Origin of the sequence: Streptococcus sp. 2100, from assembly GCF_013276335.1 — a bacterium.
Taxonomy (GTDB): domain Bacteria; phylum Bacillota; class Bacilli; order Lactobacillales; family Streptococcaceae; genus Streptococcus; species Streptococcus pseudopneumoniae.
On sequence record NZ_VMKV01000040.1, the window covers coordinates 1 to 16,520 of the forward strand.

At 39.3% G+C, this 16,520-nt stretch carries 13 protein-coding genes and 5 pseudogenes; 16 read left to right on the forward strand and 2 right to left on the reverse strand.

Annotation, left to right across the window (positions count from 1 at the left end; genetic code table 11):
- The 16 genes and pseudogenes from HT669_RS06425 to HT669_RS06500 all read left to right on the forward strand — a co-directional run.
- Positions 1 to 291 (forward strand): annotated as a pseudogene (locus tag HT669_RS06425) (IS30 family transposase); the annotation flags it as partial.
- Positions 292 to 572: pseudogene (locus HT669_RS06430) on the forward strand (transposase).
- A 120-nt stretch (positions 573 to 692) separates the two neighbouring features.
- On the forward strand, positions 693 to 1,571 hold the full coding sequence (gene mvk, locus HT669_RS06435; protein WP_000163312.1) for a mevalonate kinase: 879 nt from the start codon (positions 693 to 695) through the stop codon (positions 1,569 to 1,571).
- Positions 1,553 to 2,506 (forward strand): diphosphomevalonate decarboxylase, encoded by a 954-nt coding sequence (gene mvaD, locus HT669_RS06440; RefSeq protein WP_000373448.1) that lies wholly within the window; start codon positions 1,553 to 1,555, stop codon positions 2,504 to 2,506. The genes mvk and mvaD overlap by 19 nt, the downstream gene beginning before the upstream one ends.
- Complete coding sequence (locus HT669_RS06445) at positions 2,493 to 3,500, forward strand: phosphomevalonate kinase (protein WP_000562398.1); 1,008 nt, start codon at positions 2,493 to 2,495, stop codon at positions 3,498 to 3,500. Before mvaD ends, HT669_RS06445 begins: the two co-directional genes overlap by 14 nt.
- Entirely contained in the window at positions 3,484 to 4,494 is a 1,011-nt protein-coding gene (gene fni / locus HT669_RS06450) for a type 2 isopentenyl-diphosphate Delta-isomerase (RefSeq protein WP_000210663.1), read from the forward strand. The genes HT669_RS06445 and fni overlap by 17 nt, the downstream gene beginning before the upstream one ends.
- Positions 4,495 to 4,570: 76 nt before the next feature.
- Positions 4,571 to 5,269, forward strand: a complete 699-nt coding sequence (gene liaF / locus HT669_RS06455) for a cell wall-active antibiotics response protein LiaF (RefSeq protein ID WP_001224643.1) — start codon at positions 4,571 to 4,573, stop codon at positions 5,267 to 5,269.
- Complete coding sequence (locus HT669_RS06460) at positions 5,266 to 6,261, forward strand: sensor histidine kinase (protein ID WP_000743691.1); 996 nt, start codon at positions 5,266 to 5,268, stop codon at positions 6,259 to 6,261. The genes liaF and HT669_RS06460 overlap by 4 nt, the downstream gene beginning before the upstream one ends.
- 13 nt (positions 6,262 to 6,274) lie before the next feature.
- A complete protein-coding gene (locus HT669_RS06465; RefSeq protein WP_000698415.1) occupies positions 6,275 to 6,907 on the forward strand; it encodes a response regulator transcription factor in 633 nt (210 codons plus the stop codon).
- Positions 6,908 to 7,570: pseudogene (locus tag HT669_RS06475) on the forward strand (DNA alkylation repair protein).
- Between the two features lie 426 nt (positions 7,571 to 7,996).
- Positions 7,997 to 9,040, forward strand: coding sequence for a serine protease (locus tag HT669_RS06480; RefSeq protein WP_202795742.1), 1,044 nt, complete (start codon positions 7,997 to 7,999; stop codon positions 9,038 to 9,040).
- A 17-nt stretch (positions 9,041 to 9,057) separates the two neighbouring features.
- On the forward strand, positions 9,058 to 10,059 hold the full coding sequence (gene cbpJ, locus HT669_RS06485) for a choline-binding protein CbpJ (RefSeq protein ID WP_023938809.1): 1,002 nt from the start codon (positions 9,058 to 9,060) through the stop codon (positions 10,057 to 10,059).
- A gap of 147 nt (positions 10,060 to 10,206) precedes the next feature.
- Positions 10,207 to 11,564 (forward strand): IS3 family transposase gene (locus tag HT669_RS06490; RefSeq protein WP_101514758.1). Its coding sequence is split into 2 segments (ribosomal slippage): positions 10,207 to 10,648 and positions 10,648 to 11,564, totalling 1,359 coding nucleotides; the frame shifts between segments, so codons are not numbered across the junction.
- Between the two features lie 495 nt (positions 11,565 to 12,059).
- A pseudogene (locus HT669_RS11175) lies at positions 12,060 to 12,397 on the forward strand (lantibiotic-modifying protein).
- Between the two features lie 205 nt (positions 12,398 to 12,602).
- The gene (locus HT669_RS06495) at positions 12,603 to 12,884 is read left to right on the forward strand and encodes a hypothetical protein (RefSeq protein ID WP_031222508.1); all 282 of its coding nucleotides are present in this window, start codon (positions 12,603 to 12,605) and stop codon (positions 12,882 to 12,884) included.
- A gap of 42 nt (positions 12,885 to 12,926) precedes the next feature.
- Positions 12,927 to 14,159 carry an MFS transporter gene (locus HT669_RS06500; RefSeq protein WP_000765700.1) on the forward strand — a complete coding sequence of 411 codons (1,233 nt, stop codon included), beginning with the start codon at positions 12,927 to 12,929 and terminating at the stop codon, positions 14,157 to 14,159.
- A gap of 117 nt (positions 14,160 to 14,276) precedes the next feature.
- Here the strand turns inward: HT669_RS06500 and cbpF are convergent, their stop codons facing one another.
- The gene (gene cbpF, locus HT669_RS06505) at positions 14,277 to 15,299 is read right to left on the reverse strand and encodes a choline-binding protein CbpF (RefSeq protein ID WP_000771087.1); all 1,023 of its coding nucleotides are present in this window, start codon (positions 15,297 to 15,299) and stop codon (positions 14,277 to 14,279) included.
- 17 nt (positions 15,300 to 15,316) lie between these two features.
- Positions 15,317 to 16,520: pseudogene (locus HT669_RS11180) on the reverse strand (trypsin-like peptidase domain-containing protein); the annotation flags it as partial.

Consider the following 16,520-nt stretch of genomic DNA (forward strand, 5'->3'; position numbering starts at 1 on the left):
GAAGCTATCAATCTGCGATTGGAGAATGGTCATTATGAGATTGATACGGTTATGCTTACAAGGGTGAAAAATTATTGTTTACTGGTCTTAACTGATCGAAGGACTAGGCATCAAATTATCCGATTGATTCCAAATAAAAGTGCTGAGGCGGTCAATCAGGCTTTAAAACTCATCTTAAAACAAGACAAGATTCTGTCCATCACGGCAGATAATGGTACAGAATTTAACCGCTTGTCTGATGTATTTTCTGAGGAACATATCTATTATGCGCACCCCTATGCCTCTTGGGAGATTGAACCCTATTTCTCCAAACACCGCACCTATAAATGGCCGAAACGAGTACTTGTTAATGAGACTTTGTACGTCACTAAAACAGGTTGTCAATGGCGCATGCTCCCTCACGACTTTCCTCTTTACTTAACGGTATGGAGTTTCTTTCGTCGTTCTATGACGACAGGTTGGTTCCAGGTCAATGGCAGATGGTACTACGCGCTTATAGCTCAGGTGCCTTGGCAGTGAATACGACTGTAAATGGCTATTCTGTCAACTATAATGGCGAATGGGTTCAATAATGAAAGAAGCGATTGTGAATGGAAACAATCGCTTTTTTTGTGAAAATATAATAAAATAGATAGGAAAGAATTAATACTTGTATGAAAAATAAGACGTTTTTCGTCTAGTAAAAGGAAAAAATGACAAAAAAAGTTGGTGTCGGTCAGGCACATAGTAAGATAATTTTAATAGGGGAACATGCGGTCGTTTACGGTTATCCTGCCATTTCCCTGCCTCTTTTGGAGGTGGAGGTGACCTGTAAGGTAGTTCCTGCAGAGAGTCCTTGGCGCCTTTATGAGGAGGATACCTTGTCCATGGCGGTTTATGCCTCACTGGAGTATTTGGATATCACAGAAGCCTGCATTCGTTGTGAGATTGACTCGGCTATCCCTGAGAAACGGGGGATGGGTTCGTCAGCGGCTATCAGCATAGCGGCCATTCGTGCGGTATTTGACTACTATCAGGCCGATCTGCCTCATGATGTACTAGAAATCTTGGTCAATCGAGCTGAAATGATTGCCCATATGAATCCTAGTGGTTTGGATGCTAAGACCTGTCTCAGTGACCAACCTATTCGCTTTATCAAGAACGTAGGATTTACAGAACTTGAGATGGATTTATCCGCCTATTTGGTGATTGCCGATACGGGTGTTTATGGTCATACTCGTGAAGCCATCCAAGTGGTTCAAAATAAGGGCAAGGATGCCCTACCATTTTTGCATGCCTTGGGAGAATTGACCCAGCAGGCAGAGGATGCGATTTCACAAAAAGATGCTGAAGAACTGGGACAAATCCTCAGTCAAGCGCATTTACATTTAAAAGAAATTGGGGTCAGTAGCCCTGAGGCAGACCATCTGGTTGAAACGGCTCTTAGCCATGGTGCTCTGGGTGCCAAGATGAGCGGTGGTGGGCTAGGAGGCTGTATTATAGCCTTGGCAGATAATTTGACACACGCACAAGAATTAGCAGAAAGATTAGAAGAGAAAGGAGCTGTTCAGACATGGATAGAGAGCCTGTAACAGTACGTTCCTACGCAAATATTGCTATTATCAAATATTGGGGAAAGAAAAAAGAAAAAGAGATAGTGCCTGCTACTAGCAGTATTTCTCTAACTTTGGAAAATATGTATACAGAGACGACCTTGTCGCCTTTACCAGCCAATGTAACAGCTGACGAATTTTACATCAATGCTCAGCTACAAAATGAGGTCGAGCATGCCAAGATGAGTAAGATTATTGACCGTTATCGTCCAGCTGGTGAGGGCTTTGTCCGTATCGATACTCAAAATAATATGCCTACGGCAGCGGGCCTGTCCTCAAGTTCTAGTGGTTTGTCCGCCCTGGTCAAGGCTTGTAATGCTTATTTCCAGCTTGGTTTGTCTCGGAGTCAGTTGGCACAGGAGGCTAAGTTTGCCTCAGGTTCTTCTTCTCGGAGTTTTTATGGACCACTAGGTGCCTGGGACAAGGATAGTGGGGGAATTTACCCTGTAGAGACAAACTTGAAACTAGCTATGATCATGTTGGTGCTAGAGGACAAGAAAAAACCAATCTCTAGCCGTGACGGGATGAAACTTTGTGTGGAGACTTCGACGACTTTTGACGACTGGGTTCGTCAGTCTGAGAAGGACTATCAGGATATGCTGATTTATCTCAAGGAAAATGACTTTGCCAAGATTGGAGAATTAACGGAGAAAAATGCTCTTGCTATGCACGCTACGACAAAAACAGCATCACCAGCCTTTTCTTATCTGACCGATTCATCTTATGAAGCGATGGACTTTGTTCGTCAACTTCGCGAGCAAGGAGAGGCCTGCTACTTTACTATGGATGCCGGTCCTAATGTCAAAGTTCTTTGTCAAGAGAAAGACTTGGAGCATTTATCAAAAATCTTCGGTCAACGTTACCGCTTGATTGTGTCAAAAACAAAGGATTTGAGTCAAGATGATTGCTGTTAAAACTTGTGGAAAGCTCTATTGGGCAGGTGAATATGCTATTTTAGAGCCCGGACAGTTGGCCTTGATAAAGGCCATTCCCATCTATATGAAGGGCGATATTGCTTTTTCTGACAGCTACCGTATTTATTCAGATCTGTTTGATTTCGCAGTAGATTTGGCGCCAAATTCTGACTACAGCTTGATTCAAGAAACGATTGCTTTAGTGGAAGATTTCCTGACTTATCGAGGTCAAACTTTAAGACATTTTTCTCTAGAAATTCGAGGAAAAATGGAACGGGAAGGGAAAAAGTTTGGTCTAGGTTCTAGCGGTAGCGTCGTTGTTTTGGTCATCAAGGCTCTGCTAGCTCTGTATAAGCTTTCGGTTGATCAGGAGCTTTTGTTCAAGCTGGCTAGCGCTGTCTTGCTCAAGCGCGGAGACAATGGGTCTATGGGGGATCTTGCCTGTATTGTGGCAGAGGATTTGGTTCTTTACCAGTCATTTGATCGCCAGCAGGTAGCAGCTTGGTTGAAAGAAGAAAATTTGGCGACTGTTTTAGAGCGTGATTGGGACTTTTCAATTTCACAAGTGAAACCAACTTTAGAATGTGATTTCCTAGTGGGATGGACCAAGGAAGTGGCTGTATCTAGTGATATGGTTCAACAAATCAAGCAAAATATCAATCAGAATTTTTTAAGTTCCTCAAAAGAAACAGTGGCTTCTCTGGTAGAAGCCTTGGAGCAGGGGAAATCCGAAAAAGTTATTGAGCAGGTGGAAACAGCCAGCAATCTCTTAGAAGGCTTGAGCGCAGATATTTATACGCCTTCGCTTAGACAGCTGAAAGAAGCCAGTCAAGATTTGCAAGCCGTTGCCAAAAGCAGTGGCGCTGGTGGTGGTGATTGTGGTATTGCCTTGAGTTTTGATGAGCAATCAACTGAAACCCTAAAAAACCGTTGGGCCGATCTGGGGATTGAGCTCTTATACCAAGAAAGGATAGGACATGACGACAAATCGTAAGGATGAGCACATCCGCTATGCCCTTGAGCAGAAAAGTTCCTATAATAGCTTTGATGAGGTGGAGCTGCTTCATTCTTCCTTGCCTCTTTACAATCTGGATGAAATCGATCTGTCGACAGAGTTTGCTGGTCGAAAGTGGGATTTTCCTTTTTATATCAATGCCATGACAGGTGGGAGTGAAAAAGGTAAAGAAATCAATCAAAAGTTGGCTCAAGTGGCAGAAGCCTGTGGTATTTTATTTGTAACGGGTTCTTATAGCGCAGCACTCAAAGATCCAGCAGATGACTCTTTTTCTGTCAAGTCTAGTCATCCCAATCTCCTCCTTGGAACCAATATTGGATTGGACAAGCCTGTCGAGTTAGGCCTTCAGACTGTAGAAGAGATGCATCCTCTTCTCCTGCAAGTGCATGTCAATGTCATGCAGGAATTGCTTATGCCTGAGGGAGAAAGGAAGTTCAGAAGCTGGCAATCGCATCTGGCAGACTATAGCCAGCAAATTCCTGTTCCTATTGTTCTCAAGGAAGTGGGCTTTGGAATGGATGCCAAGACCATCGAGAGAGCCTATGAACTGGGTGTTCGTACAGTGGATTTATCAGGTCGTGGTGGCACCAGCTTTGCCTATATCGAAAACCGTCGCAGTGGCCAGCGTGATTACCTCAATCAATGGGGACAGTCTACCGTGCAGGCCCTACTCAACGCCCAAGAATGGAAAGACAAGGTCGAACTCTTGGTTAGTGGAGGCGTTCGGAATCCGCTGGATATGATTAAGTGTTTGGTCTTTGGTGCCAAAGCTGTAGGACTGTCACGAACAGTTCTGGAATTGGTTGAAACCTATTCAGTTGAAGAAGTGATTGGTATTGTTCAAGGCTGGAAAGACGATCTGCGTTTGATTATGTGTGCTCTTAATTGTGCCACCATAGCAGATTTGCAAAAAGTAGACTATCTTCTTTATGGAAAATTAAAAGAAGCAAAGGATCAGATGAAAAAGGCGTGACCACCGCCTTTTTTCCATCCTCAGACTGAGGTGACTTTTTTGAAGTGTGATAAAATAGAAAGGAGAGGATCAACCTATGAGAAAATTTAAAATCTTTTTATTTATCGAAGCCTGTCTTTTGACGGGAGCTCTGATTTTGATGGTTTCAGAGCATTTTTCACGTTTTCTGCTGATTTTATTCCTCTTTTTGCTTTTGATTCGCTATTACACTGGTAAAGAGGGCAATAATCTTCTTTTAGTGGTGGCAAGCATTCTCTTCTTTTTCATCGTCATGCTCAATCCTTTTGTGATTCTAGCTATTTTTGTTGCGGTCATCTATAGTCTCTTTCTTCTTTACCCGATGATGAACCAGGAAAAAGAGCAGACAAATTTGGTTTTTGAAGAGGTTGTGACGGTTAAGAAGGAGAAAAATCGTTGGTTTGGCAATCTCCATCATTTTTCAAGTTATCAAACTTGCCAGTTTGATGATATCAATCTCTTTCGTCTCATGGGCAAGGACACCATTCATCTGGAGAGGGTGATTCTAACCAATCATGACAATGTCATTATCCTCAGAAAGATGGTAGGAACGACCAAAATCATTGTACCTGTAGATGTGGAAGTCAGCCTTAGCGTTAACTGTCTCTATGGGGATTTGAATTTTTTCAATCAGCCCAAGCGAGCCCTTCGCAATGAACACTATCATCAAGAAACAAGAGACTATCTCAAGAGTAACAAGAGTGTCAAGATTTTCTTGACTACTATGATTGGGGATGTGGAGGTGGTCAGAGGATGAAAAAACAAGCCTATGTAATCATTGTTCTCACCTCCATCTTATTTGTCTTGTTTTTCTCCCACAGCTTGATGGAAATCCTTGATTTTGACTGGTCTATTTTCTTGCATGATGTCGAAAAAACAGAAAAATTTGTCTTTTTGTTGTTGGTGTTCAGCATGTCCATGACCTGTCTCTTAGCCCTATTTTGGCGAGGTATTGAAGAGCTTTCTCTAAGAAAAATGCAGGCTAATCTCAAGCGTTTATTGGCAGGGCAAGAAGTGGTTCAAGTTGCAGATCCAGATTTGGATGTCAGTTTCAAGTCCTTGTCAGGTAAACTTAACCTTTTGACAGAAGCTCTTCAAAAGGCTGAAAATCACAGCCTTGCTCAGGAAGAGGAAATCATCGAGAAAGAACGGAAGCGAATTGCTCGGGATTTGCACGATACCGTCAGTCAGGAGTTGTTTGCGGCTCACATGATTTTGTCAGGTGTCAGTCAACAGGCTTTGAAATTGGATAGAGAAAAGATGCAGATCCAGTTGCAGAGTGTCACAGCTATTGTAGAAACTGCCCAGAAGGATTTACGGGTCTTGCTCTTGCATTTGCGACCAGTTGAGCTGGAGCAGAAGAGTCTGGTTGAAGGAATTCAAATCCTTTTAAAAGAGCTTGAGGATAAGAGTGATCTCAAGGTTAGTTTCAAGCAAAATGTGACGAAATTGCCTAAAAAAATCGAGGAGCATATCTTCCGTATTCTGCAAGAGTTGATCAGCAATACCCTTCGCCATGCCCAGGCATCTTGTCTGGATGTCTATCTCTATCAGACAGATGTTGAATTGCAGCTGAAGGTGGTGGACAATGGGATTGGTTTCCAGTTAGGGAGTTTAGACGACCTGAGTTATGGACTACGCAATATCAAGGAGCGGGTTGAAGATATGGCAGGGACGGTTCAGTTATTGACAGCTCCCAAGCAAGGACTGGCAGTTGATATTCGTATTCCCCTGCTCGATAAGGAATGATAAAGGAGTAAAGATGAAAATTTTACTGGTAGATGACCATGAAATGGTCCGATTGGGCTTGAAAAGCTACTTTGACCTCCAAGACGATGTAGAAGTTGTGGGCGAGGCTGCAAATGGGTCTCAAGGTATTGACTTGGCATTGGAATTGCGTCCAGATGTTATTGTCATGGATATTGTCATGCCTGAGATGAATGGAATTGACGCGACCTTGGCTATCCTTAAAGAATGGCCTGAAGCCAAGATTTTGATTGTAACTTCGTACTTGGACAATGAAAAAATCATGCCTGTCTTAAATGCTGGTGCTAGGGGCTATATGCTCAAGACTTCTAGTGCCGACGAACTACTCCATGCCGTCCGTAAGGTGGCTGCTGGGGAGCTGGCCATTGAGCAAGAGGTCAGCAAGAAGGTCGAATATCACCGAAATCACATGGAACTTCATGAGGACCTAACTGCGCGTGAGCGAGATGTTCTCCAACTGATTGCCAAGGGTTACGAAAATCAGCGCATCGCTGATGAACTTTTTATCTCTCTTAAGACGGTCAAGACCCATGTGTCCAATATCCTTGCCAAACTTGAGGTCAGCGATCGCACCCAGGCAGCGGTCTATGCCTTTCAGCACCACTTGGTGGGGCATGAGGAGTTTTAGATGAGTTTAGCAGATTTACTTGAGGAGCTAGAAGCAGCAAAAGACTCTAAAAAGCAAGACCCATGGAAGCCCATATGCGCCATCAATTTTCTTTTCTAGGTATTGCGGTGCCTGAAAGAAATAAACTCTATAAAAATATTTTCCAGAAGCGAAAAAACAAAGATTATCGATTGGGATTTTGCAGATACTTGCTGGGAAAAAGAATCTAGAGAATACCAGTATGTGGCTGCTAACTATTTGAAAGCAATGCAGTCTTATTTAAAGGACAGCGATTTGCCTAAGCTAGAGCAGTTGGTTGTTACCAAGTCTTGGTGGGATACGGTGGATATCCTAGATCGAGTAGTAGGGAGTTTGGTGTATGAGAAGCAGGAACTGGAAAAAATAACCCTCCAATGGAGCCTGTCAGACAATATCTGGTTGAGACGCGTCGCTATTGACCACCAGTTATTAAGAAAAGAGAAGACCAATACTCAATTAATGGAAAAGATTCTCCTTCATAACTTGAACCAAACAGAATTTTTTACCAATAAAGCCATTGGCTGGACTCTGCGAGACTACTCCAAAACGAATCCAACTTGGGTAACATGCTTTATTGAGAAAAACAAGGAAAGAATGGCTGAACTTAGTATCAAAGAAGCAAGCAAGTACCTCTATCGTGATTGAAAAGCGCAGTCATTAATTGAAAAGTTTACCTGTTTATGTGATAATGGAGGGTATTTACAGAAGGTGATAGATTTCTTGATTCTATAGTAGATTGAGAAATTTAGAATAGTATGCTATAATCACATTAGGAGGATAAAAATAACGAAGAAAACGTTTTATAAAAAATTGGGTATTTCAATTATTGCGAGTACTTTATTGGCTAGCCAGTTGTCGACAGTATCTGCTTTGACTGTTATTTCTAGTACAGGTGAAGAATATGAGGTGAGTGAAACATTACAGGAAAGTCCAGAAACTAATAATTTTTCACTTCCTGAGATTTCGCCAACATATGGTTCATATTACCAAAATCAATCAGAAGTAATTATCGGTAATGATGATTTGGTTAAAATTGATAATACTCTACAATATCCGTATTCAACTTCAGCTATGGTTTTGTCTGAGTACAATGGTGTAGCCAATGGAACGAATATAGAAGGAAGAGGAAGCGCGAATTTTATTAAAGATAATGTTTTAATTACAGCAGCTCATAACTTCTACAGTCATAAATATGGAAAAGAAGCGGATGCTATTTATGTACTTCCAGCAGCTAGTCCAGATCAGGAACCATTTGGAAAAATCAAGGTTAAGGAAGTTCGTTATTTGAAAGAATTTAGAACTTTAAATTCTAGAGATGCATCGAAATATGACTTGGCTCTATTAATTCTAGAAGAGCCTGTTGGCGCAAAATTGGGAACACTGGGGCTTCCAAATAGTCAGAAAAATTTGGCTGGAACACCAGTGACGATTACAGGATATCCATCATATGATTTTGGAATTCATCAAATGTATACAGATAAAAAACAAGTTTTAAGTGATGATGGTACTTTTTTGAATTATCAAGTTGATACTTTGGGGGGATCAAGTGGATCTGCTGTTTATGATGCTAGTCACCGTGTAGTCGGAGTACATACTTTGGGAGATGAAGCTAACCAAGTTAATAGCGCAGTAAAATTAAATGAACAGAATTTATCATTTATTTATTCAGTACTTAAAGGATATTCTCTTGAAGGATGGAAAAAATTAAGTGGCAGTTGGTACTATTATAAACAACATGATAAACAAACGGGTTGGCAGAAAATAGATGATACTTGGTACTATCTAGATGCTTCTGGTAAGATGCTTACAGATTGGCAAAAAGTAAATGGAAAATGGTATTATTTGGGAACCTCTGGTTCAATGGCAACAGGTTGGAAAAATGTACGAGGCAGATGGTATTACTTAGATAATAAAAATGGTGATATGAAGACTGGTTGGTATAAAGATGGTTCAACATGGTACTATCTAGATCCTACTAATGGAGACATGAAAACAGGTTGGATAAAAGTAGGAGGAAACTGGTATTATCTTAACTCAAGTGGAGCTATGGTAACAGGTAGCCAAACTATCGATGGTAAAGTTTATAATTTTGCTTCATCTGGTGAGTGGATTTAATATTGGAGGACATATAAATGAAACTTTTGAAAAAAACTATGCAAGTTGGACTGACAGCATTTTTCTTTGGTTTGCTAGCTACAAATACTGTTTTTGCGGATACCACAGGTGGCCAATTTGTTGATAAGGATAATAGAAAATATTATGTAAAAGATGCTCATAAAGCAATCTATTGGCATAAAATAGACGGAAAAACTTACTATTTTGGTGATAAAGGAGAAATGGTAGTTGGATGGCAATACTTAGAAATTCCTGGAACAGGTTATCGTGATGATTTATTAGATAACCAACCAGTTAATGAAATCGGCCTTCAACACAAGTGGTACTATTTTGGACAAGATGGGGTACTACAAGAATTTGTTGGCTGGAAAGCATTAGAGATTAAAACAAAAGACAGTGTTGGAAAAGAGTACGGGGAAAAACGTGAAGATTCAGAAGATTCAGAAGATAAAGAAGAGAAGCGTTATTACACGAACTATTACTTTAATCAGAATCATTCTTTAGAGACAGGTTGGCTTTATGATCAGTCTAACTGGTATTATCTAGCTAAAACAGAAATTAATGGAGAAAACTATATTGGTGGTGAAAGACGTGCAGGTTGGATAAATGATGGTTCAGCTTGGTACTACCTTGATCCAACAACTGCTGCAATGCAAACAGGATGGCAATATCTAGGTAATAACTGGTACTATCTCCGTTCATCAGGTGCTATGGCAACTGGTTGGGTGAAAGATGGTTCAACTTGGTATTATCTAGATGCTCAAAATGGTGATATGAAGACAGGTTGGGCTTATGTTGGTAACAGTTGGTACTACCTTCGTTCATCAGGTGCAATGTCTACTGGTTGGGTGAAAGATGGTTCAACTTGGTACTACCTAAATGCAAGTAATGGAGATATGAAGATAGGCTGGTTCCAAGTCAATGGTAAATGGTACTATGCCTATGGTTCAGGTGCTTTAGCTGTTAATACCACAGTAGGTGGTTACTACTTAAACTATAATGGCGAATGGGTTAAGTAATGAAGGCTAATGGTAAACTGTGATGGATATTTAACTTTGTATAATAGGTGGATAAAAGTCTTTAAAATAGGAAAAAACGCATAATATTAGGTGAACTGCACCCCAAAAGTTAGACAGACAAAATCTAACTTTTGGGGTATTTTTATTATGAAATTAACTTATGATGATAAAGTTCAGATCTATGAACTTAGAAAACAAGGATATAGCTTAGAGAAGCTTTCAAATAAATTTGGGATAAACAATTCTAATATTAGGTATATGATTAAATTGATTGATCGTTACGGAATAGAGTTCGTCAAAAAAGGAAAAAATCGTTACTATTCTCCTGATTTAAAACAAGAAATGATTGATAAAGTCATACATGAAGGCTGGACTAAAAATAGAGTTTCTCTTGAATACGGCCTCCCAAGTCGTACGATACTTCTTAATTGGCTAGCACAATACAAGAAAAACGGGTATACTATTGTTGAGAAAACAAGAGGGAGAGTACCTAAAATGGGACGTAAGCCAAAAAAGAGACCTGAAGAGAGGACAGAATTAGAACGTCTTCAAGCAGAAAATGAGTACCTGAGAGCGGAGAATGCCATCCTAAAAAAGTTAAGAGAACTCCGATTGAAGGAGGAAAAAGAGAAAGAAGAGAAAGAAGAAAGACAGAAATTGTTCAAGAATTAATGACTGAGTTTTCGTTAGATCTTCTTCTAAAAGTCATTAAACTAGCTCGTTCGACCTACTACTATCACTTGAAACAGCTAGACAAACTAGATAAGAATCAAGAGCTTAAAGCTGAAATTCAATCCATTTTTATCGAACACAAGGGAAATTATGCTTATCGTCGGATTCATTTAGAACTAAGAAATCGTGGTTATCTGGTAAATCATAAAAGAGTTCAAGGCTTGATGAAAGTACTCAATTTACAAGCTAAAATGCGACAGAAACGAAAATATTCTTCTCATAAAGGAGACGTTGGCAAAAAGGCAGAGAATCTCATTCAACGTCAATTTGAAGGCTCTAAAACAATGGAAAAGTGCTACACAGATGTGACAGAATTTGCCATTCCAGCAAGTACTCAAAAGCTTTACTTATCACCAGTTTTAGATGGCTTTAATAGTGAAATTATCGCCTATAATCTTTCAACTTCACCCAACTTAGAACAAGTACAAACAATGTTGGAACAGGCATTCACAGAGAAGCACTACGAGAATACGATTCTCCATAGTGATCAAGGCTGGCAATATCAACACGATTCTTATCATCGGTTCCTAGAGAGTAAGGGAGTTCAAGCATCCATGTCACGCAAGGGCAACAGCCCAGACAACGGCATGATGGAATCTTTCTTTGGGATTCTGAAATCGGAAATGTTTTACGGTTATGAGAAGTCGTTTCAGTCGCTTAAGCAATTGGAACAAGCTATTGTAGACTATATTGATTACTACAACAATAAACGAATTAAGGTAAAACTAAAAGGACTTAGTCCTGTGCAGTACAGAACTAAATCCTTTGGATAAATTAATTGTCTAACTTTTGGGGGTCAGTACATATGCTACGGGAAAGTTATGCACTTAATTTGACAATTCAAGATGTAAAAATATATACTAATATTTGACAAGTTGTCCTAAAAATGTTGTTATGTTATGGATTGATCGAATCTAACTAAAGGATCCTATTCAATTACTAGAACTATCACATACTCAAGGTCAGCTCACAGATGAGCAACTATTTTGGTTACAATACCTACTAAATTTAAGTCAAACAAATAATTTAGTCAAAATTAAAAAAATAGAGGAACATAAATATGATTACAAAACGGAATGTAATAGTGTTCTACGATTTTTACTAGATAAAACTGTAAATTCTGAAGGAAGGATCACTTCTTCAACAGAATTTGGAAATTTCGTAAGTAATTTATCATTCCAACACGGAATAGCTGGACTACTGTTTCCTCTAAATAAATTGTCCCCCCAGAACTGGATTCTAAAATACTCTCTATCATCAAGAAAGCAGTGACAATTAGAACGACACACACATATGAATATCAATACTCGCTGCTATTTGGTGATTCAGGCTATCTATGGTTACTCCTACATTTATTTTCTATCAGTAAAAATCAATACTATCTACAATTAGCAAACGTCACCGCTAAGAAATTAATAGAGAATTATGATACTCTAGAGGAAATAGACTTTGCATTGAGAAAATCTGGTGTCCTATTGTCATTAATAAAATACTATCAATTTACCAATGACAATACTCTTAAAATTTTCATCCACAATAGTATAGGGGAAATTTAGCATTATTTCCTACAAAGAGATACAGCCAAAGAAAGCATTTTAGACTATAGCTTTGCTCATGGATATTGTGGAATTGCATAGGCTTTATTTGCCTATTCTAAAGTCTTAGAACCTTCTATGTTCTATAATGATCTCCATACATTCCATACTGAATTAAAAAAATTATTAGAAAAAATTACTTCTAATACTAAAAATTTAGGAAATTTATAACTTTCTTGGTGCGAAGGAATTTCCGGAATAATCTTATATCTTTGTATGTACGATTGTGACGGAAACAAAGATATTATTAGTAAATATCAAGAATTTGTTTTTGACCATCATCTAAAAATGATGACAGGATATTGCCACGGAATAACTAGCTTACTACAAACCACTGTCTACAATCAAAACAAATTACTGATGAAAAAAATCCAACAGGTAATTTTAGCATGTTCTGAACGAGATGATCACGGTTTACTGATGTTTCAAGGAGATAGTGGTAAAGCAGATTTGTTTGACTTCGGAATAGGAAGCATGGGGTATATTGGTGTCTATTAAATAATAAATTCCCATTCGATGTGCAGACATAAGGAGAAATGTATGAAATTATTTTGGACAAACAACATATATAGACAGTTGCTGCTAAACAGCTGTTTTTCATCATTCGGCGACAGTATTTTCTACCTCGCCATTATCAATTATGTGGCTCAGTACAATTTCGCTCCGCTAGCGATTTTACTGATTTCCATTTCAGAGGTGGTTCCCCTACTATCGCAACTCTTTCTCGGAATTCTAGGAGATTTTCAAGAAAATAGAGTCAAACACGCACTCTGGATTGCCAAAATCAAAATCCTGCTCTACGCTATTTTGACAGTATTTCTCGTCTTGTCGCCCTTTTCATTAGTTTCAGTCATTATGATTGTCATCATCAACCTTATCTCTGACACCTTGAGCTACCTGTCTGCCTACATGATGAACGCCCTCTACATCAGTGTAATTAAGGACGACCTGCATGATGCCATGGGGTTCAGGCAGTCTCTGATGAGGGTTGTCCGCATTGTCGCCAATCTAGCTGGTGCATTCCTTATCAATGTTATGAGTATTCAAACTATTTCCCTTATCAACACTCTGACTTTTGTCATTGCCTTTTGGGGCCTGTATGTTATTCGACATACCTTGTATGAGGTTGAAAAAAGGATTGAAATGTCACATACAGCACTGAGTTTTAAGAAATATTTTCAACATCTTAAACAGTCGCTGGCTGTGCTCCTGAGGTTAAAAGATACCGTCATACTACTGTTTCTGACGACCAGTATGATTGCCATCTTGGATGTGTCTCCTCGGTTGATTGCCCTCCGCTTCATCCAACAGACACTAGCACAACTGAGCATTGGGCAACTCCTCGCCCTGCTCTCCATCATCATTTCTTGTGGAGCTATCCTTGGCAATATGACCAGCAGTAATCTATTTAAAAATATCCGTTTCACGCACCTCTTGGTTTTCTGTGAGATTTCCCTATTGGCTCTAATAACTAGTATCCTTTGTCAAGCCTATATCGTAATTTTCATGACCAGTTTCATCAGTTCTACGATTATCGGCATTCTCAGCCCTCGCCTACAAGCAGCTGTCTTTGCCTATATCCCCAGTGACAAGATGGGGACGGTGGGCTCTGCTCTGAGCACAGTGGACATTCTCGCCCCGTCCCTGCTCTCCCTATTAGCCCTATCCATAGCATCGAGCGTTTCGGTGCAGTTAGCATTGATATTTTTGTATCTTATTTTGATTGCTCTTATCTTTTGTCAATGGTTAGTCAAGTTCAACACTCATAACTAACGAAAAAGCATGTGTAGATTTCACATGCTTTTAATCTCCCCAATCGTCAGGTCAAGTACAACAAAGTCACTTCTTTGATTAAGCGAGTGTTCTAATATAATTATAAGCTCCCTGTCATTACCGAACCCATTCGCCATTATAATTGACAGAATAGCCATCTACGGTCGTATTCACTGCCAAAGCACCTGAGCTATAAGCATAGTACCATTTGCCATTAACCTGGAACCAACCTGTCTTCATATCTCCATTACCTGCATTTAGGTAGTACCAAGTTGAACCATCTTGATACCAACCAGTTGTCATAGCTCCCGATGAACGGAGATAGTACCACTTGTTACCAAGGTATTGCCAGCCCGTTTTCATATCACCATTTTCAGCATCTAAATAGTACCAAGTTGAGCCTTCCTGATACCAACCAGTTGCCATAGCTCCTGATGAACGAAGGTAGTACCAGTTATTACCTAGATATTGCCATCCTATTTGCATGATGCCAGTTGCTGGATCTAGGTAGTACCATGGAGCCGCTTTAAGCTTCTCTTCATCATAGGTTAGAGGATAATCCTTGATCCAACCACGTGCTATCTCCCCAACAGGCAATCTGTTGATGCGAGAATCAAAGCCTCCATCCTTCTGCAAATAATACCAGTCCCCATTATCATAAACCCAACCAGTTTTTAAAGTATGATAACTACGCTGATCTTCAAAATAATAGACTCGTTTCTCTGCTGGGCTATCATATTGTTCCCCATGATGTTTGTTGGTATTTGTAGCAGTTTTTGCTTCTAACACTTGCTTGCCAACAAATTCTTGTAGTACCCCATCTTGACCAAAGTAAAACCAATCTGGTCTAAAAGCAATATCTTTCCTTAGAGAAGAACCAATCGTAACCCCTTCGTATGGAGCAGGTATATATTGCCAGCCGACAACCATCTCTCCAGATAAAGAATCAAAATAATAGTACTTACCATCAATCACTCGCCAGTCCGTTTCTTTGAGGTCCCCCTTCTTGTAGTAGGTTCTTCCGTTTTCTTGGACAAAATGCCATCCTTCAGAATCATCTGCAAATACTACATTTGTAGCTAGAAAACCAAAGAATATTGCTGCTAATCCAACTTGCATCATTTTTTTCAAAAGTTTCATGTATATACCCTCCAATATTAAATCCACTCACCAGATGAAGCAAAGTTATAAACTTTACCATCAATCGTCTGACTACCTGTAACCATAGCACCACTTGAATTGAGATAATACCATTCACCTGATACTTTTATCCAACCTGTTTTCATATCTCCATTAGTAGGATCTAAATAGTACCATGTTGAACCATCTTTATACCAACCAGTCTTCATATCACCATTGGTCTTATCTAAATAATACCATCTTCCTCGTACATATTTCCAACCTGTGGACATTGAACCAGAGGTTTCAAGATAATACCATTTGCCATTTATACTTTGCCAACCTGTTTGTTTATTACTATTCTTATAATAATACCAAGTATCACTAATCAACTTCCATCCATCAATAGAATGCCCTTTAATAACAGAGTAGATGAAAGATAGAGCCTTCTCATTTAACTTAACAGCATAATTCATCTGTTCTGCCTCACTCCCATTGGTATGAACTCCGACAACCCTATTGGTAGAATCATATACTGCTGAACCGCTTGCACCACGCAAAGTATCTACTTGATAGAATAAAAAATCATTTGTATCTTGAAGTATCGTTTTTGTATCAGTATACATCTGCTTAATATCCTTATTAACAGCAGAATATCCCGTAACTGTTACATCTAGATTTTTAGTATTTTCTAAATTATTGGGAAGTCCTAACGTCCCCAATTGAGCGCCAATCGGTTCTTCCAAAATTAAAACTGCTAAGTCATAGGTAGTAAGCTCATCTGGATCAGTATTTCGAAATTCTTTTAAATAGCGAGCTTCTTTTACTTTTATCCGACCAAACGGCACACTATTTGGAGTACGAGCAGGAGTAACATATAGTTCTTCTGCATCTTTACCAAACTCATGTTTATAAATATTATGAGCAGCAGTAATAAGGACATTATCCTTTATAAAATTGGCACTCCCTCAATAAGTTACATCTTTACCATTTTTCACACCACGAAATTCTTACTCTACATAAGCTGATGTAGAGTAAGGATATTGTAAAGTATTTTTTACCTTAACTAAATCATTTTTACCAATAATGACTTCTGACTGATTTGTATAATATTGACCATAAGTCGGTGAAACATCGGGAAGTGAAAAATTATTAGTTCCTGGACTCTCTTGTAATGTTTCACTTACCTCATACTCCTCGCCTGTACTTGAAATAACAGTCAAAGCAGATACTGTCGATAGC

What these genes read in the sequence shown, in the direction of transcription:
- HT669_RS06480 (WP_202795742.1), top strand. Translation starts at nt 7,997, where the DNA reads ATGGTTTTGTCTGAGTACAATGGTGTAGCCAATGGAACGAATATAGAA.
- liaF (WP_001224643.1), top strand. Translation starts at nt 4,571, where the DNA reads ATGAGAAAATTTAAAATCTTTTTATTTATCGAAGCCTGTCTTTTGACG.
- HT669_RS06465 (WP_000698415.1), top strand. Translation starts at nt 6,275, where the DNA reads ATGAAAATTTTACTGGTAGATGACCATGAAATGGTCCGATTGGGCTTG.
- HT669_RS06495 (WP_031222508.1), top strand. Translation starts at nt 12,603, where the DNA reads ATGTACGATTGTGACGGAAACAAAGATATTATTAGTAAATATCAAGAA.
- mvk (WP_000163312.1), top strand. Translation starts at nt 693, where the DNA reads ATGACAAAAAAAGTTGGTGTCGGTCAGGCACATAGTAAGATAATTTTA.
- mvaD (WP_000373448.1), top strand. Translation starts at nt 1,553, where the DNA reads ATGGATAGAGAGCCTGTAACAGTACGTTCCTACGCAAATATTGCTATT.
- HT669_RS06445 (WP_000562398.1), top strand. Translation starts at nt 2,493, where the DNA reads ATGATTGCTGTTAAAACTTGTGGAAAGCTCTATTGGGCAGGTGAATAT.
- HT669_RS06460 (WP_000743691.1), top strand. Translation starts at nt 5,266, where the DNA reads ATGAAAAAACAAGCCTATGTAATCATTGTTCTCACCTCCATCTTATTT.
- cbpJ (WP_023938809.1), top strand. Translation starts at nt 9,058, where the DNA reads ATGAAACTTTTGAAAAAAACTATGCAAGTTGGACTGACAGCATTTTTC.
- cbpF (WP_000771087.1), bottom strand. Translation starts at nt 15,299, where the DNA reads ATGAAACTTTTGAAAAAAATGATGCAAGTTGGATTAGCAGCAATATTC.
- HT669_RS06500 (WP_000765700.1), top strand. Translation starts at nt 12,927, where the DNA reads ATGAAATTATTTTGGACAAACAACATATATAGACAGTTGCTGCTAAAC.
- fni (WP_000210663.1), top strand. Translation starts at nt 3,484, where the DNA reads ATGACGACAAATCGTAAGGATGAGCACATCCGCTATGCCCTTGAGCAG.